We start from the raw sequence: 21,245 nt of genomic DNA, 5'->3' as shown, positions 1-21,245 counted from the left end.
GGAAAGCTCCAAGAGGATCGCGGGTTATTGCCAGACGCGTTTGCGTCCCATGTCAGCCGGCACCGAGGAGGGTGCCTCCGCTACTCACGCGGGCGGCCCTCCTCAAGGAACTGCCGATAAACGAGGTGCAATAGCGCCGCGTATGCGTGTTGCGACCGAGCGGCCGCCTGCTCACTACCCGTTGCGACGCCACCGAGCCGATCAATTCGATGCATGAGCTCTTGCAGCATTGCAAGGACGTCAACTGGCGCCGGCTTGAAGAACCCGCGCTCTACATAGCGGATTACCGTTGTCACGTACTCGTCGGCCTCCGCCAGATCGCTGTGCGTCAGAACCAGGCCCTCACCTGGACCGCTCGAAGGGAACGGCAGGTGGCGCCACAGCGTGTAGGAGTCCATAAAGCTCAGCATCACTTATTCCTCGCTCCTAGTGGGCGTCCGAATACCAGAAGGAAACAACTTTCCCATCTGGCCCGATAATCCCACCCATTCCCCCATTGGGATCCGTGTACTTCACGCCGAATTTGCCGTCGTCAAAAGGCATCCTTTTTGCGTTCAAGCCTGCCTTGCCTCCCGGCTGAGCCAGCCGCGCCACCCAGTCCTTTGAATCCTGCAAGTACTGTTCGGGCGTGACATTCACTGGTGCGCCGTGCTTATTGAAGTGGTACTGGAAACTGGCCTCGGGAGAGTCGAAAGTACCCGAATGCCAGACATCCCCAATACCACCGCAGCCTGGCCCGGTGTTGTGAACGAGCACCGGCGTATTTCCGGCGAGTACATAGTACGTGTGAAGGGCCGCGACGGTGAGGTCGATTGCCGTTCGAGGTGCGGTGTTGTAGCTGCGGGTGCTGAGAACTACCAGGCTGGAGTGGTCGGAGGTGGCGACGAGGTGGCCCGGTTGAAGGCCCTGTGCAGGGACCCAGCGGTGGGCGGTGTCGTCCCAGTAAGGGTGGTTGGCGGTTGAGACGAGCGTGGCGGTCGCGGATGCGTCGGCCTGCGTGTCCGGTGCGGTCAGGATGAGTTCGGTGAAGTGGGCGTCGTCGGGAGTGACGATCTTCTTCGTGACCGGCTCGGTGGAGGTCACACCGGTCTGCGGGTCAGCGGCGGTGACAGTGTCGCCGGGTTGGAGCTGCCCGATCGGCTTGGCGCTGCCGTCAGCCATCAGTACCTGGGTGTCCGGGGGGAAGCTATGGCTGGAAAGTGGCAGCGGGCAACCCGGAAGACGGGGGTTGGGATCGTTGTGCGGTGTCGTGCCGCCAGACGTCGCGCCCTCTTCCTTGGTGAGGGTACGGGCGAGTCCCTTGAGAGCGAGGCTCTCCAGCCTGGTGCCTGTGAGGAGGCTGCCCACGGCTTCGAGTGCGCCCACGCAGCTTTTCATCGTCCTGTGTTTGCCGCAGTCTTCAGCGTCCTCGAGTCCTGAAACCTCCTTCGCTGTCTGCCACAACTTCGAAAGGGTGTTTCCGAGGCTGGCACTGATCCACGGTGAGTTCAAGTTCTTCGAGATCTGTTTGCTGACCCATTGGTTCTCGACACTCTGGGTGTCGTCCTTGATCGTCTCGTAGTACCGCCGCTGGCCGCTAGAGCCGCCGAAGTAGTTCCCCGTCTGGGCGGTGTTGTTCATCGTGATCGTGCCGCCGTGGCAGTCGTAGAGTTTGCCGCACTCCTCCGAGCTCAACCCGCTGGGGTCGCTGAGGTTGACGGGGTCGTTCTCGCTGTAGGCATAGCCGTTCCACTGCTGCGGATTGGCCGGAACGAGGAGCGGGTCGGGGCTGATGAAGCGGCCGGTCGCGGGGTCGTATTGGCGCGCTCCGAGGCTGGTGAGGCCGGTAGTGTCGTCCTTGCTGCCGCCGATGAAGCCCTTGGTACCAGCCCAGTCGGAGGTCTGGGGCTGATCGCCGCGGGGGTTGCCGAACGGTTCGCTCAGGCGGCGGGTGACGGGTTGTCCGGCGGTGGTGTTGATCTGGAGGTTGGCTGTCCCGTGCGGGTCGGCGGCCTGAACGAGGACCCTTCCTCCGCCGATGGTCGCGGTGACGCGGGTGTAGGTGAGACCTCCGGGGGCGGCGATGGTGCGGACGTTGCTCATCGAGCCGCTGGCCGTGTCGAGCGTGAGCTCGTCGGTGGCGAGGCTGAGCGTGGTCTTGCCCGGGTTGCGGCGGATGAGCTGGTTGCCGTCCGCGTCGTACAGGTAGGTGGTGGCGTCGGTCTGCCCGGTCCTCGTGAGGTTGTCGAGCCGGTCCTCGCCGTTCCAGGTCAGGCTGCTGGTGCCGCCGGTGTCGGTGATGGAGGTGGTCCGGCCCTTGGCGTCGTACTGGTACGAGACGGCCTTGGTACCGGCCGGGCCGCTGGTGGTGGAGGTGAGGAGGGCGTGGGGCCCGCCGGTGCCGCCGCCGGTGTTGGGCGCGTTGGTGGGGGTGTTGCTGCTCTGGGCGGCTCCGAAGGTCTGGGTGGTGGTGGTGTCGTTGAGGCTGTTGCCCGTGATGTCGTGCTGGACGAGGCCGGTGCGGTTGCCGGTCGCGTCGTACGAGTAGGTGTTCCAGTAAGGGGCCGGGCCTCCGACCGTCCGTCCGCCCGGACTGACGGACGCCGGGCCGGTGGCGTTGTTACAGCTTCCGACGCCGGGGACGGTGGACGAGCTTCCGGTGCCGTGGGTCTGACCGGAGGAGTCGGTCCAGTCGGCGGTGGTGGAGGTCCCGCCGGTGTCGGTCCAGGCGCTCGCCAGCCGGCCCAGGTAGTCGTAGGTGAAGCACTGGGTGTCGGTGGCGGCAGCGTCCTGGACGCTGGTCGCCGAGGTGACCCGGCCGGACGGGGTGTAGGTGTAGCTGGTCTGGTCGACAGAGACGGTGCCGAGTTGACGGTCGACAAAGTTGTTGACGACCCGTCCGGTGGCCCAGTCGTACTGCTGGGTGGAGACGACCTGCTTGCCGTACTCGCCGACGGTCGTGCGGACGGGCCTTGCGAGCGCGTCGTAGTCGACCTTGGCGATGACCGCCTTGCCCAGGCTCGCGGCGGAGGTCAGCAGGCCGGTGATGGTTCGGCCGTAGCTGACCGTCTCGGCCGGGAGTCCTCCTGCAGCGGGGACGCTGACCTTGGTCAGCGAGCCGATGACGTCGCTGTAGGTGTTAGTGGTGGTGTAGGTGCCGGCCAGTGCTCCCTCGGCGGACGGGATCGTGACGGAGGTACCGAGCGGGCGGTAGGCGGTGTCGTAGTCGGTGACGGCCTTGGTGTAGGCAGTGCCGTCCGCACCGCCCACGTAACGGGACGATGATGTGGGCTGGCCCTTCAGGATCGTGTCGTAGGTCCAGGACGCCAGCAGGTTCGCCGGTGCCACGGTGCCGCTGTACTGGGCGGTCTTCCGGCCGAGCAGGTCGTAACGGTACGAGAGGGTGGAGTCCTTGGCGTCAGTGGTGTGGTCGATGCGCGAGTTCGCGTCGTAGACCGTCTTCGTGACGCCGGTGTCAGGATCGGAGGCGGAGACCTGACGTCCGCGGAGGTCGTAGCCGTACTTCCAGGTGTTGCCGCTGCTGTCGGTCCGCTGGGCGGTTGCACCGCCGGCGGTGAAGCCGTAGGTGGTGACATCGGCGTCGGCGGCGTTGCCGGTCGCAGTTGCCGTTCGGTACTGCCAGAGCGCGGTGGTATGACCCCGGGCGTCGTTCACGGTCGAGGTGGGGGTTGCGCCGACAGGCGGGGTGACATCAGTCCGGTCGGCGCCTGGGTAGGCGGTGCTGGTGGCCCACTGGAGGTTGCCGTAGGACCGGAACTCGGAGCGGAGCACACGTCCGCTGCCGTCGTAGGTGTTCCACGTCTGGCCCGGGATCTGGCCGTCGCCCACGGGGATGAAGATGGAGTCGGTCGGGAAGGAGCTGTTCTCGTAGTACGGGTTGGAGGTCTTGATGACCCAGCCGTGGGTGTCGTAGACGGTGTCGGTGATCAGCCGTCCGGTCGGCTTGGCCGCGCTGGTGCTCTGCGTCTGGCGCGGTCGCCCGAGACCGTCGAACAGGTTGATGGTCGCGTCGTAGGTGACGCCGTCGTCCGTGATCGTCTCGGTTTTGACGGTGGACGGTCCCGCGGTGCTGTTGACGGCGTAGGTGAACTTCTTGCTCGGGTAGCCGGTGGTCGGCCGGTCCACGGCCCACGCGGCGGTGATGCGACCGAGCGCGTCGTACTGCGCGGTGGCGGTGCGGCCGTTGAGGTCCAGGCTGGTCAGCGGGGAGCCGCGGGCCGGGTCCTGGGTAAGGCTCGTCGTCCAGCCCGGGCCCATCGGGCCGGTGGTCCGGACTTCGGTGGGCAGGGCGCCTGTGGCCGGGGTGAGGACGGTGGTGGTGACGGCAGGGGTCACCGAGGGACCACTCAGGAGGTTTCCGGAACGGTCGTAGGCGGATCCGTCGGTCGTCGATGCCGTCAGTGCCCGTCCGTAGGCATCGAAGGTCGCGCTGCCGTTGAGGGTGTAGACCGGGTTTCCGGCCTGATCGAAATGGTCGAGGACCTGGGTGCTCGTCGGATCGCCGGTGGCACCGGCCTTGCCGATGGCTTTGCCGTCGAAAAGGGTGCGGCTGCCTGCGATCGTGTTGGAAGCGGATGGTGCGGTGCCGCAGGGCCCCTGGACGGTGATGATCTCCGAGGCCAGCATGACTCGCAGTGGGTTGTCACTGGTCGCGTAGCCGGTGGTGGTGCAGGTCTCGGGGGTGGCGGCTGTACCGTCTCCCTTGTCGTCGACCTGGGTGATGCGGTTGCCCCGGCTCGGGTCGGTAGTGGTGACCGCCGTGGCGGTGCGCCAGGTTCCGTCGGTCAGCCTGGCCTTGGAGATCGTCGTGACCTGCGAGTCCGGGTAGCGGGCGTAGACCTTTGGTGCGCCCGCGGTCTGGGAGTGGGTAGCGGTGACCGCCTGTCCGTTGGTGGTGCTTCCCGAGACGGCCTGGACGCGGCCGCCGGCCTGGTCGTAGTTCTCGGTGGCGACGGCGCGTCCGCTGAGCCAGTCGCTGTCGGTGGCATTGTCACCGAGGGGACTGGCGACCTGGACGCTGCGCTGACTGCCGTTGGCGAGGTAGTCCCCGTCCATACCGCGCAGGTACGTGACGGTCTGTTGCGTCTTGGGTGCCTCGCTGACCGAGCCGCTGCCGGTGGTGGTGGTCACCGACTGGTAGCCGCGGAAGTTGTCCCAGGTGCGGGTCTTGGGGTCGGTGAACTCGGCGTCGTTGCGGTGCCAGGCGGCGCCGCCGTTGTAGCGGTACTCGGTGGTCTTGCCGACCGACGGGGAGGCGACCGGGTCCAGCTCGGAGATGGTCGTCACGAGAGGCTTGTTGAACCAGTCGTTGACGGGGTCCGGTGACGACTGGCCGGGCAGGTACCACTTGACCGGCATGCAAGCCATCGAGTTGTTGTCCTCGGAGGCGGGCATGTGGTTGTTCACCCGGGAGCACTCGGGCGTGGAGTAGTTGATGCTGATCTGGCCGCCGGTCTCGGTCGTGACGCTCTGGATGCGCGGGCGCATGAACATCGGCGCGGCCGGGACCAGGCCGTCGACGCGGTTGGCCATCATCACGTAGGTGAACGAGACGGCCGGCAGGCTGATCGGCGTCTGGCCGTTGGAGCCGGTGCGCTGGACGGAGTCCAGCTGCAGGGTGCGCTTGGTGCCGTCACCGGGGTCGGCGAGGGACTGGGACAGCGCCCAGGTGTCGACGTCGCGGTAGGCGGAGCCGACGAGGACCTGGGTGGTGATCGCGGTCAGGCGCTTGGTGGTGAAGAACGTCGGCGCGTAGTTCGGGCACGCCCCGGAACCGGTACAGATCTGGTCGATCGGTACGTCGGGCCAGGCGTCGGCGTTGGCGGTGGTGCGCTGGCTCTCCGCGCACGTGATCGAGCCGGACGCCTTGCAGCGCTCGTCGACCGTGAAGAGGACCTTGGCGGCGGGGTTGAGCGCCCCCTTGGCGGCCTTCTGGTCGTCCAGGCGCTGGCCGTAGCCGATCTCCTTGAGGTAGCCGGCCCGCTGGTAGTCGGTGAGGCTGCCGTTGCCGTTGTTCTGGGCGCCGCCGCGGCTGTATTTGTTGCCCTCGGTGGCGTACTTGTAGGTGGTCAGGTTGCCGTGCGGGTCGACGACGTAGTCGAGCTGCCAGCGCCAGGCCATCTGGCACCACGAGTTCTTGCCGGAGACGGTGCCAAAGCAAGGGTCGCCATTGTTCGGCGAGTAGACCGGGGTGGTCAGTACCGAGTTCGCGGACGGGTCGCTGCCGTCGCCGCCAGGCAGGTGATTGAGGCCGAAGTAGTACTGAATTCCGTCGGTGGTGGTGATCCGCCAGTACTCCATGCTCTGGTAGCCGGTGTCTCCGGCTGCCTTGGGCGCGCCGGTGAGCTGCTCGATCCTGGAGCCGTCGTCACTCTGCAGGTGCCAGACACCGGTGGCGTCGTCGCGAACGAGCGTTCCAGAGTGGCTGCCGAGGGCGAGGGTGGCGTTCTGGCCGCCCCAGCACTGGTCGGCTGATCCGGGGATGCCGTTCCTACCGCAGCTTCGGTAGGACCGCTCGATGTAGCCGGGTTCGTAGCCCCAGCCGTCACCGACCCACGAGGACTGGGAGTTGGTGGCCGACGTCCTGCCGTCCACCGCGGCCGAGTTGTAGTCGAGTCCCACGGCCGGGGCGGCGCCGCCGAGGGACGGCGGTACCTGGATCGGGTAGCTGTACGTGAAGTTGCCCGAGTTCGACCCTGCCTTCCACCCCGCCGATGGCGAGAGCGGTGTCGCGGTGTACGACCCGCCGGGGCCGGACGGAGCGGGAGCCGCTGCCAGCACGAGCGCTCGCCCGGCCGGTGCGGGAGCGGTGGCCGGGCTCTGCGCGGATGTGAAGGACGCGTTGACGGCGTCCTGCGGGTTGGCCTTTCCTGAAGGCTGCTGCGGGCTGGATGCGGAGGGCAGCTTGACGTCGGCGGTGACCTTGCCGTGTCCGTCGAGCGCCGCCGGGACGGGTGTCCGGGTTCGGCACTCTTCCCGCTCCGGGGTGGTCAGCGCGCACGAGGGCAGTGCCACGAGCGTGGCACGGTCCGACCAGCCTGCGGCCTGGAGCGCCTTGAGGTCGAGCGTGACGCTCGCCGCACGTCCGTCGCCCTTGCCGGGTGCCTCGGCGTCGGTCAGGGCGACGAGGGGGCCGGTGACACCCGCGGCCTTCCCCTTGTCCTGACCGGCCACCTGGACGGTGACGGTGTGAGCGCTCTCGCCCGTGCCGTTTCCGGGTGCGACCGAGACGGCGAGTGCCCCGGCCTTGGAGCCGGTGCCACCGCCGGAGGCCGGGGAGGCACCGCCGGTCGCCGACCGGGCGGACTTCGCCCCCGGGCTGTCCGGGCCGAGCGTCACGGTCTCCGTCCCGGTCACCACGGGCGGTGCCGTCTCCGGCTTCCAGTCGGCCGGCTTCGCGGCGGGTTTGGCCGCCGGCTTGGCGTCGTGTCCCTCCACGGAGGTGGTGGCGCCGCCCAGCGGTGTGCGGGGCGGTGTCCAGACCTCCCCCTCGGGCGCCGGATAGGTCCACGCCGCCGCGGGTGGCACGGCCACCCCGGTCATGGCCAGCGCGACCATGGCGGCCATGACGGGTGACCGCCACCGGCCTCGTGCTGCTGTCGTCCGAGCCCGTTTCCGGGCAGACAAGACCCCCACCTGCGCTCCCTCGCTGATGTCGACACAGCGTCACATGGACATAGCTGTGTGCCAGATTGGACGTGACACTACGTGCCGCCTCTGACACGTCGCCAGGCTGTTCGAGAGCCGCGCAGGGGATGTTTATGAAGTCTTGACTTGGAGGTCTACTCTTATCCGGACATGTCAACCTAATCCCGCAAAGCGTTTGACCTACCCGCTGGTCAGGACGCATCGTTCCGACCCGAACGCATCTCCCGGAGGGGGATCGCGCATGGGAGGGGAGCCCAGAAGCAGACATGTCCATCACTTCGCGAACATTTCCGAACATGCCTCCACCGCGCTCGGCGCGTCGGGGAGCGGCGCGACTCGCCGCCCTCGCGGCGAGCTGTGCCCTGAGCGTCGGTCTGCTGACCGCGCCTGCCGCGGTCGCCGCCGATGCCGCACCGCCCGCCCCGCACGGCCCGAGCGGCACTGTCCCGCCGCTGGTGCCCCCGACACCGGGCCCGGCCCGAACACCCCTGCAGCAGGCGATGGTGGACGCCGTCGCCAAGGCCCGGTCGACCGGCAAGGCGGTCGTCGTGGAGGCCATGACCAACGAGGTGTCGAAGACCGTCGCCAACGCGAACGGAACCCTCACCACGACGGACAACGCCCAGCCGGTGCGAACCCGGCAGAACGGTGCCTGGGCCGACCTCGACCCGACCCTGCGAGCGAACGCGGACGGCACCGTCGGCCCCGCCGTCTCGAACACGGCCCTGGCGCTCTCGGGCGGTGGCGGCGGACCCATGGCCACGATCTCCACCGCTGACGGGAAGAAGCTCTCGGTCGGTGCCCCGTTCCCGCTGCCCAAGCCGGCGCTGAACGGATCCACCGCCACCTACGCCGACGTCCTGCCCGGCGTCGACCTCCAGTTGACCGCGTTGCCCATCGGGGGATGGCGCGACGTGATCGTGGTCCGCACGCCGGAGGCGGCGGTCAACCCGGCACTGAAGACCCTGCGCTTCCCGATCACCGCCCAGGGCCTGACGGTCACCTCCGACGACCAGGGCCGCATCGACGTCAAGGACGACAAGGGCGCCCTGCGCTTCCGCTCCCCGTCGGCGCTGCAGTGGGACTCGTCGACGACCGTGGCGCCCGCCACCGCGCCGAAGGCCGCGAAGGCCGCGAAGGCCGCGAAGGCCGCTGTCGCGGCGGCTCCCTCGTCCGACCCCGGGCCTGTGCAGGAGGGCGGCATCCGCTCCTCCGCCGAGGCGCCGGGGGACGGGGCGAACGTGGCCGCCATCGGGACGAAGGTCACCCCGGCGGCGATCGAGCTGACGCCGAACCAGGGCGCACTCGGGTCGGGCACCGGCCCGTGGTACCTCGACCCGTCCCTGGTCGCGACCAGCTCTGTCCAGGGGTCGGTGGAGGTCCAGGAGAACCACAAGACCGCCGAGAACTTCAACAAGAAGACCAACCTGGCCACCGGGTTCTGCGGTTACCACAGCAGCGACCCGGCGCTGGACTGCGGCGTGACCGGACGCCAGCGCGCCTACTTCCAGTTCGGCATCAACCCCGCGCTCTACACCAAGCCCGGTGGGGCGGAGAGCCCGCCCACCATCTCCACCTCCACGCTCAGCGCCCAGGTCACCGGTGCCTCCAGCCCTGACACGGACACGCCGTTCGTGGTGTACTCGGCGCCCAAGCCCATCCACGAGCACACCAGTTGGAACGACCAGCCTTGCGGCACGAGCAAGACCGTCGTGATGGAGAACTGCCCGACGGTCAACGGCCAGTGGCTCAAAGGCACCGGCCCCCTGGCCGTCGACGTCACCGCCATGATGAAGCAGGCCGTCGCCGGCCAGTGGCCTTGGTGGACCGTCGGGATCGCGCCGATGAACAACGAGTTCGACGCGTCGTACCGCCACTACCTCGCCAACAACCCGTTCATCACCACCACGTACGACATCACGCCGACCGTCTGGTACCCGCGGACCAGCCCCGCACCCGGCTTCGCGTGGAACAACAGCACCAATGAGTGCACCAGCGGTGGTACCCACCCCTGGGACAACCCCGGCTGGATCGGCACCAACCAGAGCATCTACCTGACCGCCAACAGCTACTCTCCTGCCGGGCAGAACCTGTACACCGGATACCACCTGTGGGACGACAACGACGCGAACTTCGTCGTGGATCAGGGGAAGTGGGGCGTGCCCTACAACAACCCCGGTCCCTCGGTGGACGTCGGGGCGCTGTCCGACGGCCACCAGTACGGCTGGTACGCCCAGTCCAGCGACGGCATCCTCAGCTCGCCCGGCAGCGCCGCGTGCTACTTCCGCATCGACCGGACCAACCCCCGGGTGAGCATCAGCTCCACCGACTTCCCGCCCTCCGGCACTCCGAACCCGACTCCGGCCAAGTACATGAACGACTGGGGCAGGTTCACCGTCAACGCCGAGGATCCGGCCCCCGGCCAGGGCCTCCAGGCCTCCGGCATCGCCTGCGTGCGCGTGAGTACCGACCCGACCCCGGTCGTCGGTTGGCGTTGTGGGCAGAACGGGACACTCGCACCCGGGCAGCCCTACGACTACCAGCCGCGGCAGTGGGGCACCAACACGCTGTACGCGTGGGCCATGGACAACGCCGGCAACTACAGCCAGCCGGCGCTCTACAACTTCTACGTCCCCTGGAAGCCCGGCACCCAGCCGCTGTTCGGCGACGTCACCAACGACCAGCAGCCGGACATCGTCCTGGCCGACAAGAACGGCGACCTGCGGATCATCGGCGGCACCACGGACCCGGTGAACTCGCTGGTGGCCCCGGCCTCCGCGGCGCCGGGCAACCGTGACTTCGGCGCCACCTGGGCCGACTTCCAGATCAGCCACCACGGCACCTTTGCCGTAGGCCAGGCCGTTGACCAGATCGTCGCTCACTACACCAAGGACAAGGCTCCCCAACTCAAGGACAACCTTTACCTGATCCCCAACGACGGCACGGGGCGCTTCGACGCGCTGCGTCCGTCCCAGCTGTCCCGCCCCACCAGCTGCATCACTTACGGCACCGGCGCACGCTGCGCTGCCTACACGCAGAAGGTCTGGAGCAACGTCTCCCAGGTCGTGGCCATCGGCACCCCGGAGGGCGAGTCGGTCGGCGGGGAGCCCAACAACCCGTCCCACCAGGTCATGATGACCCAGACATCCCTCCTGACCGTGGAGAACAACAACCTCTACCTCTTCCAGCCCAACGGCCTCGCCGACAACCTCGACAGCGCGACGCTGATCCCCGCCACGAGCGGCAGCTGGAACGACTACGAGCTCCTCACTCCCGGTGCCGCCAACGGCGCGACCGCGGTGCCCGGGACCACGGACCCGACGTACCAGACCACCATCTGGGCGCGGCACCGCACCAACGGCACCGTCTACGCCTACCCGCTCACCTGGAAGGCCGACGGCACCGTCGACTACTCCGCGCTGACCAGGCCCGACGCCGGCACGCCGATCCTGACCGGCGCCAACTGGACCACCGCGGCCCAGCCGCAGGTCGGTGCCGCCGATCTCAACAACGACGGCTACCCGGACCTCTGGGCCGTGAACGGCGCCAACGCCATCACCGTCTTCCCCGGGAAGAGCAGTGACGGCACCAGGAACAAGGTCGACGGGTTCGGCGACTGGCAGTTCCTCGGCTACGCCGACGCCAGTGTCTCCGTGCACCCCGCCACCGCGAGCTGGCAGTGCATGGATGCCGTCGGCGGGCCCCACGACGGTGCCGAGGTCGCCATCTACAGCTGCTGGGAGACGGCCGCCCAGCGGTTCAGCCCGGCGACGGACGGCACCATCCGTGCGGGCAGTTACTGCCTGTCCACCAAGGACGACGCGCTCGGCAACGGCACCCGGGTCGTCCTCGCGACCTGCACCGGTGGCAGTGGCCAGAAGTGGAGCGTTCGTCCCGACGGCAGGATCGTGCTGCCCGCCGCGGTGGATCCCGCCGGCAACCCGGGTGGCCGGTGCCTCGAGTTGCCCGGGTGGGCCACCGATCAGGGCACCCGGCTCGGTGTCTGGGACTGCCCCGGCGTGCAGGCCAACCAGCAGTGGAGCCTGCAGTACGAGCAGCACACTCCCTGAAGGGGACGGCCGTGAGGCCGGGATGAGGTGAACGAGGACGTCCGTGGGGCGGGCTCCGGGTGGTTCGGGGCGCCGCCCCGCGGGCGTTCTAGCGGGTGGTGATGGTGACGACGGAGTACTGGGTGAGGGTGAGGGGGATGCTGAGGGTGGTGCCGGTGACGGTGTGGGGGGCGGGTTTGGGGGTGGGGTCGGTGCCGTCGGGGGTGGCGACGGTGACGGCGGTGGGGGTGGTGCCGGGCGGGAGGGTGTAGGAGAGGGTGCAGTGGGCGGGGGTGGTGCGGAAGGCGGCCGGGGTGTCGCCGAAGTTGGTGAAGTTGACCAGGTGGACGACGGTGTCGGCGCCGAGCCGCCGGGCGTCGAGGTAGATCCGGCGGTCGCCGGCCAGGGTGACGGCGGGCGGGGCGGACTGCCGTACGGCGGCGAGCAGTTGGTCGGCGGAGGCCTGGTCGGTCCTGGTCAGGTAGCTGAGGCCGGCCCGGTTGCGGACGTACCAGCAGGTGCCGGCGCCGTAGGTGTTCTGCCGGGTGGCGGGGAGCGGGTCGGCGCGGCGCAGGCCGAGGACGTCGGAGAGGGCGAACTCGGCTCTCTGGCCACCGAGTTCGTCGAGTGCGGTGGGGGCCGGGCCGGTGATGACGACGGTGCCGCCGGCGGCGACGAAGCCGCGCAGCGCGGCCGCCTCGGCGTCGGAGACGGCCTGCAGGTCGGGCAGCAGCAGGACCTTGAAGCGGGTGAGGTCGGCGGCGGTGAGGCCGGGGCTGGGCACCGTGTCGAAGGGGACGTGCGCGTACACGAGGGCCTTCACGGTGCCGCGGAACTCGCCCAGCCAGGGGACGGCGGCGCAGCTCTGTTCCGGGTCGTCGCCGCCCCACCAGTCGGTGATCCCGGCGGGGGCGGTGGCGTTGGCGTACATGCCGATGCCCGCGCCCGGGGCGACGTAGTCGCGGGACGGGCTGGAGTGGTAGACGCCGACCTCGGCGATCGGGGTGGCGTCGTAGAGGCGTTCCTGGTTGGCGCGGACGAAGGCGTACATCCGGGTGCGCATCGCCGCGTCGACGGTGTCGTTCTTGAACGGGGTCTTCACCTCGTACGGGTTGCAGCCGGCGGCGATCAGCTGGGACATCACCAGGGAGGCGTCGTCGGCCTGCCAGCCGTAGGAGAAGGCCCAGGCAGGCTTGGTGCCGCTGGCGCCGCGCGCGTACTTGTACATCGAGATCAGGCAGACCCAGTCGGTGGCGGTGGCGTGCCGCATGCCGTCGTAGTTGCCGAGGACGTCCACCTCCCAGACCTGGCTGACGGCGCCCTCGGCCTGGCGCAGGTAGCCGCCGTCGAGGCCGATCGAGGTGGCGTAGCGGTAGTCCATGGAGACGGTCTCGACGAAGGTGACGAGGTCGGGGTTGACGGAGCGGCCGGCGGCGGCGATGTCGAGCTGGAAGCGGAGCAGGTTGCGGTGGCGCCACTCGACGTAGCGGCGGAACGTCGGGTCGGCGAAGTCCGCGGCCTTGGGGAGGGCGAGGCCGGTGTCGGTCCTGAAGGCGGCCGCGCCCCAGGTGGAGGCGTCGCACCAGGAGAGCACGCCGTCGAAGTAGATCGGGACGTCCGGCCAGATGCCGTCCACGCCGGTCGCGGCGACGCCCTTGATCCGTTTGAGGTAGTAGTCCCGCCAGGGCGAGTTCGGGCTGAGCCAGACGCTCTCGTCGCCCGGGTCGACCCAGACCACCACGCTGCCGTAGAACACGTTGGGCTGGCCGGCGAGGTCGCGTTGCACCCAGTTCCGGCCCTGGTCGTTCTTGTAGAACGAGCGGCCCTTCTCGCCGCCGGGGGAGATCAGCTCCAGCGACGGGTAGTACATGACGACCTTCAGGCCGGCGGCGTGCGCGAGGCCGGTGAAGGTCTTCACCTCGGCCATGTGGGCGGCGAACTCGGCGTCGGTGAGCCAGTTGGAGAGCAGGGTGTCGAGCTCGATGACGCTGACGTTCTGCGCCTTCAGCGCGTCGACGGCGCTCTGCATGTCGGCGGGCTCGTTGAAGGTGCCGTCGGCGATCCGGGCGAACCGGGCCCAGTCCGGCCAGGGTTGAGCCGCACCCGCCGTGTCGGCTCGGGCGGCTCGGGCGGCTCGGGCGGCCGGGGCGGCCGGGGCAGGTCTCGGGGTCGCGGCCGGTGCGGCGGCCCAGGCCTGGCCGCCGGGCAGCAGGCGGACGGCGGCGAGTGCGCCGCCGGTGCCGAGACCGGCCCGCAGCAGGCGGCGGCGGCCGGGGCGGGAGGTGGCGGGTGCGGGCGGTGTTCCTTCGGGTTCGGACATGGTGGTCCCCCAGCGTGAGTCGGCGGATCCCGGGAGCGTGCGCGGTGCGCTCGGTGCGGAGGCGGCCGTGCTCCCGGTGGGCGGCGCCTCCGCGCCCCGACCCTAGACGCCGGATCGCCCGGGTGTTCGGGCCGCGTCGACGGCTACGCCAGACGTCGGACCGCCGTGTCCCCGGTTGGGCGAGCCGGATCGCTCGGGTACGGAGGGCGGGTCCTCCTCGCGGCGCTTGACAGTGTTCGGGCCAGTGCAGGTGGTGAGGGGTGCGGGGCTGCGGGGTAGGGGTTGCGCAGTACGCCCGTCGGATGATCGGAACGCCTTCGACAGTGCTGTAGATTCACGGCACGAGCGGCGGCCGGGCGCGACGGGAACGCGGCACGAGCGGCGGCAGGAACGAGGAGGGCGCGATGAGCGTTTCGCTGGCCAAGGGGCAGAAGATCAGCCTGGAGAAGCCGGGCGGCGGGCAGCTGGGTGTGGTCCGGATGGGCCTCGGCTGGAAGGCCGCGCAGCCCAAGGGTTTCTTCGCCAAGCTGCTGGCCGCCGGCCGGGAGATCGACCTGGACGCCTCGGCGGTGCTGTTCTCCCAGGGGCGGCCGGTCGACGTGGTCTTCTTCCAGCACCTCACCAGCAACGACGGATCCGTCCGGCACAGCGGCGACAACCTGGTCGGCGGCGCCGGCGACGCGACCGACGACGAGTCGATCACCGTCGACCTGACCCGGATGGCCGCCGAGGTCGACCAGATCGTCTTCACCGTCAACTCCTTCACCGGCCAGACCTTCCAGGAGGTCGAGGCGGCGTTCTGCCGGTTGGTCGACGAGCAGACCGGGGCCGAGCTGGCCCGCTACACGCTGACCGGCGGCGGTCCGTACACCGCGCAGATCATGGCGAAGGTGCAGCGCACTCCGGCCGGTTGGCAGATGACGGCGATCGGGCAGCCGGCCAGCGGGCGGACCTTCCAGGACCTGATGCCGGAGCTGGTCAAGCACCTCTGACCGGGCCGCCGCGGCCAGGCCGTGCGCCGGCGGACGGCGCGAGCGGACGGCGCGAGCGGACGGCGAGGTAGGCGAGGTAATCGCGGCCGCGGTACGGCGACGGTGACACGACGGCCACGGCACGGCCACCGCAGGACGACGAAGGCGGCGGCCCGCACCACCCGGTGCGGGCCGCCGCCTTCGTCGTGCCGTCAGCGGGCCGTCGGAGCGGCCGAGGGGGAGAGGGACGCGCTCGGCGTCGTGCCCGCTCCCGGGGCGGCCGCGGCGGACGGGACCGACGGGGTGCCGCTCGGGGTGCCGGTCGGCGTGGCCGCGGCGGTGGGCGTCGCGGTGGCGCAGCCGGTGGGCGTGCCGCTGGGGGTGGCCGCCGGAGTCCCGCTCGGGGTGGCGGTCGGGGACGGCGTGCCGGTCGGCGTGGCGGTGGCCGTGGCGGTCGGGCTCGGGCAACCGGTGGGCGTCGCGGTCGGCGTGCCGCTCGGCGTCCCGGTCGGGGTGGCGGTCGGGGACGCGGTGCCGCTGGGGGTGCCCGTCGGGGTGGCCGACGGCGAGGTGGTGGCCGACGGCGAGGTGGTCGGCGCGGGCGCGGTGGTGGGCGTCTCCGTGGGGGTGGCGCTCGGGCTGGTCGTCGGCTGCGGGGCCGGCTGCTGCGGCGAGGGCTGGTCCGACGGCTGGGTCGGGGCCGGGGAGGTCGGCTGCGCGCTCGGGCTCGGGGTGACGGTGCTCGGGGCGACCGGTCCGGTGGTGCCGGCGCCGCCCGTGGTGCCGGTGGCGGCCCCGGTCGGGCGCAGCAGCGGCGAGGGCGAGGGCGAGGAGGTGGTCGGGAGCAGCGGGGAGGGCCGGTTCGGCACGGTGGTGACGGTGCCGCTGCCGAAGTGCGCCATCCAGGTGCGGACCGTCCGCAGGTACTCGCCGGAGTTGTTGTAGCTGAGGACCGCGCGGTCCAGCTGCGCCGGGTCGGCGAGGTCCCGGCCGCCGGCGCAGAGGTAGCGGCCGGCGCTCTCGGCGGCGTCGAAGACGTTGTTCGGGTCGGCCTTGCCGTCGCCGTTGGCGTCCGCGCCCCACGTCGCCCAGGTGGAGGGGATGAACTGCATCGGTCCGACGGCGCGGTCCCAGCGTGCGTCGCCGTCGAAGCGACCGCCGTCGGTGTCGGCTATCGCGGCGAAGCCGTTGCCGTCGAGGGCCGGGCCGAGGATCGGGGTGAGGGTGGTGCCGGCCGCGTCCACCTGGCCGCCGTTGGCCTGGCCGGACTCGACCTGGCCGATCGCCGCCAGGAGCTGCCAGGGCAGGTGGCAGCCGGGGGAGCGCTGGGCGGCGGAGGCCTCGGCCTGGCGGTAGGCGGCGAACACCGTCGAGGGCAGGGCCGGCCCGGTGGCGGCGAAGGGGCCGGGCGCCGGCGCGCCGGGCAGGGTGTTCGGGGGCTGCGGCAGCAGGACGGTGCCGCCGCCGTCGGCCGGGACGCCGGTGCCGAAGGTGCCGCCCGGGGTGGCGGTGCCGACCGGGGCGGAGGCGGTGCCGTAGCGGTCGCCGCCCTGGGTGGTGGCGCCGGGCGGCGTGGCCGCGTCGGCGGCCGCGACGGAGGCGAGGCCGAGGCCCGTCACCTGAGAGCCGGTCAGGGCGGCGAGTGCGGTGAAGGCCGCCGCCGTCCCCGTGACCCGCTTGCCGAGCCGCGTCGCACGCCCGCCCCGGGCCTTGCCGAACCTCGTCGTCATGCCCTGCCCCTCCCCATTGCCGTCCGCTCCTCCCCGGAACGGACGGGTACACGTCATCGTGCCCGCCGTCGGCCGACGGCTCCCACCGTCGCAACGATTAGTATCACGACGATCTGACGGCGGAGAGGCCGCCGGATGGCCTACGGGTTGCGGCGGCCGGGCCGACGCCGCAGGTCAGTGCGGGTCAGGAGGCCAGCCGGGTGGCCAGGACCCCGGCGAGCACGGTCTCCGCGACGACCTCGGCCGGGGCGTTCGCCTCGTCGCCGGGGGCGCGACTCTTGACGGCTTCGACGGAGTAGACGTGCCCGTCCGCCTGGAGGTAGACGACCGGGTGGCCGCCGCCCTTGCGGGTCGCGAGGACGGCCTGGCGGCCCGCGCCGTTGATCGGGGTGACGGTCAGGTCGGGGTCGGCCTGCACGGTGGCGAGGGTGGACGGCGGGACCTCGCGGACGGCGGCGTAGGACTCGCGGGAGCCCCAGGTGCACCCCCAGGGTCGGGTGCCGTCGGTGCCCGGGTCGGGGTGGGTGCCGGTGAAGGGGCCGGTCGTGCCGATGGCCTGGACGACCTGCGGGGAGGTCAGCAGGGTGCAGGCGTCGGCGGGGCGCTTCCCGGCGGGTGCCGGGGTGCCGGGCGCGCCGGTCGGGGGCGTGGCCGCGGTGGGCGCGCCGGTCGGCGGGGTGCCCGCGGTGGTGGCGGGCCCGGTGGCGCCGGTGGCGGGCGCGGTGGCGGCGGTCGTCGCGGGCGGGGCGGCGGAGTCGTTCTTCGGGGAGGACGACGAGCAGCCGGTCAGGACGGCGGCCGTGAGTGCGGCGGCCGGCACCCAGGCGAGCCGACGGCCGTACCGGATAACCGAGTTGCGGTGCATGCGAATCCCCCAAAGTCCTGTCCGTCGGGCCCGATCGGCTCGCGGAGGCGGTACAGGCAGGGATGCTACGGGCTGGAGGTCGACGGGATCTCCGGTTTCCGTAACGGGAGTTGACCGGGAGCGTAACGACGGAGGGCCGCGCGCGGAGGGGGCCGGACGGGCGGTCCGGGGCACGGGGGTGGTACGTGCGCGTCGTTCCGGGCTCCCCGGCGGCGCCCGCCGGCGACCGCGCTGACCTGCGCCGATGCCTGGCGCCCCGATCGGCGCGCCTTAGCAGGACGGGCGCCCGGACGCCAGGGGGCGGCCTCAACTCCGCCCTGGACGGGTGACGTTCTGGTGAAAGTGGGCATGCCAGGAATCACCGCCCGGCATGCTGTGCCCCGTGACGATGCGGATGGAGGCCCAGACCGTGAGCGCGAACCTGCCGGAGACCGTCGCCGCCGACGGCACGCTCGTCCTGCCCGCGCCCCGCCGGGTGGTCGACGACCTGGCCCGCGACCTGACCCAGGCCGCCGCCGCGGTGCGGGCGGTGTCGAGGGTCGGCCGCGGTGGTGGGGACGTCGCCGTCGCCGCGTACACCGCCGTGGTCTGCACGGGCCGCTCGGCGGCCCGGGCGCTGGAGGAGGCCGCCTCCTGGTGCCGGCAGGCCCCCGAGGCGGAGGTGCACTCGCTCGCCTGGGCGCGGGTGCCCGGGCACCGGGACGACGTGTACGAGTACCGGGTGACCCTGGCCGTCAGCTTTCCCGACGACGAGACCGGCGAGCACCTCGGCGACACCCATCACGGCCGCCGCTGAGGCCGCTGAGTAGGATCGCCCGCATGGGTGATGGGGACACGAACGACAGGACGGCCGGCCCGACCGGTGGCCCGGTGGGCGTTCCGATGGAGAAGTCGCACGGTCCGGCGGACGGACTCGCCGACCGGGCGGCCGAGTTGACGCCCGATCCGACGGGCGGCCCCGACGGCGGTCCGCGGGAGCTCTCGCGGACCGCCGCCGTGGCCACCACGGTGCTGGCGGCCGTGTGCGGTGCGGCCGTGCTGCTGGCCGTGTTCCACTGGCTGGGCTTCGGGGTCCCGTGGATCGGCTGGATGGTCGCGAAGGCCGGTATCAAGCTCGTCGTCGGCGGATTCGCGGGACTGGCGGCCGCCTGCGCCTGGCTCCGCACGAGGCTGAGGTCCGGAGCTCAGGCCTGAGCGGCCGCCGGCCGGTCACCCCGCCTGCGGGGAGGGGCAGACCAGGTCGTGCTCCGGGGCGCGGCCGTCCAGCAGGTAGCGCTCGACGGTCTGCGTGACACAGGAGTTGGTGCCCGGGTACTGGCCGTGGTCGCCGTTCCCGGTGACGGTGACCAGCCGGGAGCCGCGCAGGGCCCGGTGGGCGCCGACCGCGGCCTCGTAGTACGTGGCCGGGTCGTGCACCGAGTTGAGCATCAGCACCGGCGGCAGGTGGGCGCCGGTGACGGTGACCTCGGGGGCTGGCGCGACCGGCCAGGACGCGCAGACGGCGCTGAAGGCGAGGGTGCGCGCACCCGCCAGTGGCCAGCGGGCGGCGTTCTGCGCGCCGCGCTCGACCCAGGTGTCGAGGTCCCTGGTCCACGGGGTGTCGGAGCAGGTCACCGAGAAGTACTCGGCGAGGAACTCCGGGCTGAGGTACTGGCCGAAGGCCTTCCGGGCCATCGCCTTGGCCGCCGGGTCGGCGGTCTGCCAGTCGTCGACGGCGGTCAGTGCCTGCGCGAGCAGCGGGAAGAAGTCGGCCCGGTAGATCGCGCTGATCGCGCCGTTGTCGAGCTGGTTCGGACCGATCGTCAACGGCCCGTCGACGATGGGCCGGTCGTGCAACGCGGCGCGCCGCTGCTCCCAGTGCGCCTGCACCTGCTCGGGCGTGGAACCCCAGTGGTAGGTGGCGTCGCGGGCCGCGAGCCAGGGCACGAAGTCCTCGTCGAAGCGGCGCTGGAAGCTCATCGGCTGGCCCAGCTCGAAGGTCTCCCAGCTGCCGTCGAAGCCGATGTTGCTGTCCAGGACCATCCGTTCGACGCGGCGCGGGAAGAGCGTCCCGTAGTAGGCGCCGATCATCGAGGCGTAGGACGGGCCGTAGTAGCTGATCTTCCGTTCGCCGAGCAGGGAGCGGAAGAGGTCGATGTCGTGGGCGGTCTGCCCGGTGTTCAGGTAGGGCAGCAGGTCGCCGCTGCGCTCCTGGCAACCGGCGGCCAGCTTCCGGGAGTTGGCGATGACGCGGTCGATCGCGGCGGGGGACTGGTCCCGGTAGTCGCCGGCCAGGAAGTCCTGGAACTCCTGCGGGGTCTGGCACACCGCGCGGGTGCTCGCGCCGACGCCCCGCTGGTCGAAGCCCACGATGTCGTAGGCGGCGCCGACGGCGGGTGCGGCGGTGGCGAGGTCGGCCGGGCGCAACAGGCCCGAGCCGCCGGGGCCGCCGGCGGCCATCAGCAGGGTGCCCTTCCGCGTGGCCGGGTCGGTGGCGCGGTGCCGGGAGACGGCGATGGTCAGGTCGGCCCCGGTGCCGGGGTGGTGCCAGTCGCGCGGGGCGGCCATGGTGGCGCACTCCAGGGCGGGTTGCTGCGCGCAGGGTGCCCAGGCGAGCGTCTGCCGGGTGTAGCGAGCGGGTGCCGGGTCGGAGTCGCCGGGGTTGCCGGTCGGGGCCGCGCCGGCCGGCAGGGCGAGGCCGGTGAGCACGGCGGTGGCGGCGGCGACGGTCACCGCGGCGCGGCGGACGCGGGAGGCGACCGCCCGAGGTGCGGGGGCGGTCGCCCTGGCGCCGGCCCGGGTGCCGGACCGGGTGCTGGGCTGGGCGTTGTCAGGCGTGATGCTCGGCGTGGTGTTCACGGAGTCGATCCTGTCCGAGCGCCTCGTGACGGTCGATCATGCCCGCGTCCGTGTCCGGGGTGGTGCTGGGTACACCCCCGGACCTGCGGCCCGCCCCCGGTTCAGTAGGCGGCGGTGAACCGGGCGCGGCGGTGCGCGGGCTGCTCGGCCTCGTCGAGCAGGGCGACGGCGAGGTCCTCCATGGAGATCGTCGAGGCGCCGTCGCCGTCGACGAGCAGTTCGTCCCGGCCGAGCCGGAAGCGGCCGGTGCGCTCGCCCGGTTCGAGCAGGGCGGCGGGGCTGAGGTACGTCCAGTCGACGACGGTGTCCGCCCGGTAGAGGTCCAGCTGCTCGTTGCAGGCGCGGGCGATCGGCAGGATCTCGGCGGGGAAGTCGGGCGCGTCGGCCAGCGGGGTGCCGTCGGGGAGGGTGAGGCTGCCGGCGCCGCCGACGACGAGCAGCCGGACGTCCGACCCGGCGAGTCCGGCCAGCAGGCCGCGGGTGGCGGCGGCCAGTTCGGGCTCGTTGCCGGGGGCCGGACGGGTGGCGCTGACGACGAGGTCCTGCCCGGCGGCGAGACGGGTGACGTCCTCGGGCCGGCGGGCGTCGCCGACGGCGAGGGTGACGGCCGGCGGGAGGCCGTGCGGCTTGGCCGGGTCGCGCAGGACGGCGGTGACCCGGTGGCCGCGGGCGAGCGCTTCGGCGACCACGCGTCGGCCGACGTTGCCGGTGGCGCCGAACACGGTGATGCGCATGGGGATCTCCTCGGGTTGGTGGTGCGGGTGCGGGTGCGGGTGCGGGTGCGGGTGCGGGTGAAGGTGCGGTTGCGGTGAGGCGGGTGTTGCG

The 21,245-nt window shown here is 71.4% G+C and carries 11 protein-coding genes; 4 read left to right on the top strand and 7 right to left on the bottom strand.

All coding sequences use genetic code 11. The features are described from left to right. Positions 1–80: 80 nt before the first annotated feature. Complete coding sequence (locus ACIRS1_RS20200) at positions 81–410, bottom strand: hypothetical protein (protein ID WP_402841593.1); 330 nt, start codon at positions 408–410, stop codon at positions 81–83. Between the two features lie 16 nt (positions 411–426). Continuing rightward, positions 427–7,566 (bottom strand): RHS repeat-associated core domain-containing protein, encoded by a 7,140-nt coding sequence (locus ACIRS1_RS20195; RefSeq protein ID WP_402841590.1) that lies wholly within the window; start codon positions 7,564–7,566, stop codon positions 427–429. 377 nt (positions 7,567–7,943) lie between these two features. Between ACIRS1_RS20195 and ACIRS1_RS20190 the strand changes: the two genes are divergently transcribed. Continuing rightward, positions 7,944–11,717: a ricin-type beta-trefoil lectin domain protein gene (locus tag ACIRS1_RS20190; protein ID WP_402841588.1), complete on the top strand. Its 3,774-nt coding sequence runs from the start codon at positions 7,944–7,946 to the stop codon at positions 11,715–11,717. Between the two features lie 88 nt (positions 11,718–11,805). Here ACIRS1_RS20190 and ACIRS1_RS20185 read toward each other — a convergent pair whose 3' ends face one another. Next, a complete protein-coding gene (locus ACIRS1_RS20185) occupies positions 11,806–14,016 on the bottom strand; it encodes a hypothetical protein (protein WP_402841585.1) in 2,211 nt (736 codons plus the stop codon). A gap of 404 nt (positions 14,017–14,420) precedes the next feature. Here ACIRS1_RS20185 and ACIRS1_RS20180 point away from each other — a divergent pair, with 404 nt between their 5' ends. Further along, positions 14,421–15,008, top strand: a complete 588-nt coding sequence (locus tag ACIRS1_RS20180) for a TerD family protein (protein ID WP_360218934.1) — start codon at positions 14,421–14,423, stop codon at positions 15,006–15,008. Positions 15,009–15,199: 191 nt separating this feature from the next. On the opposite strand, the gene ACIRS1_RS20175 is transcribed toward ACIRS1_RS20180, so the two are convergent. Together ACIRS1_RS20175 and ACIRS1_RS20170 are read right to left on the bottom strand one after the other, a co-directional pair. Continuing rightward, entirely contained in the window at positions 15,200–16,717 is a 1,518-nt protein-coding gene (locus ACIRS1_RS20175) for a lytic transglycosylase domain-containing protein (protein ID WP_402841580.1), read from the bottom strand. A 184-nt stretch (positions 16,718–16,901) separates the two neighbouring features. After that, positions 16,902–17,582 (bottom strand): hypothetical protein, encoded by a 681-nt coding sequence (locus tag ACIRS1_RS20170; RefSeq protein WP_402841577.1) that lies wholly within the window; start codon positions 17,580–17,582, stop codon positions 16,902–16,904. Positions 17,583–17,964: 382 nt separating this feature from the next. Here ACIRS1_RS20170 and ACIRS1_RS20165 point away from each other — a divergent pair, with 382 nt between their 5' ends. After that, the gene (locus ACIRS1_RS20165; protein ID WP_360220653.1) at positions 17,965–18,378 is read left to right on the top strand and encodes a hypothetical protein; all 414 of its coding nucleotides are present in this window, start codon (positions 17,965–17,967) and stop codon (positions 18,376–18,378) included. A gap of 23 nt (positions 18,379–18,401) precedes the next feature. Further along, entirely contained in the window at positions 18,402–18,776 is a 375-nt protein-coding gene (locus ACIRS1_RS20160; RefSeq protein WP_402841574.1) for a hypothetical protein, read from the top strand. A gap of 15 nt (positions 18,777–18,791) precedes the next feature. On the opposite strand, the gene ACIRS1_RS20155 is transcribed toward ACIRS1_RS20160, so the two are convergent. Together ACIRS1_RS20155 and ACIRS1_RS20150 are read right to left on the bottom strand one after the other, a co-directional pair. After that, the gene (locus ACIRS1_RS20155; protein WP_402841571.1) at positions 18,792–20,420 is read right to left on the bottom strand and encodes an alpha/beta hydrolase; all 1,629 of its coding nucleotides are present in this window, start codon (positions 20,418–20,420) and stop codon (positions 18,792–18,794) included. Positions 20,421–20,521: 101 nt separating this feature from the next. Beyond that, positions 20,522–21,154, bottom strand: coding sequence for an NAD(P)H-binding protein (locus ACIRS1_RS20150; RefSeq protein ID WP_360220644.1), 633 nt, complete (start codon positions 21,152–21,154; stop codon positions 20,522–20,524). Between the last annotated feature and the right edge of the window lie 91 nt (positions 21,155–21,245).

It is taken from the genome of Kitasatospora sp. NPDC101176 (assembly GCF_044768035.1).
In the GTDB taxonomy this organism is placed as follows: domain Bacteria; phylum Actinomycetota; class Actinomycetes; order Streptomycetales; family Streptomycetaceae; genus Kitasatospora.
This window is presented reverse-complemented; position numbering and strand designations above follow the sequence as displayed.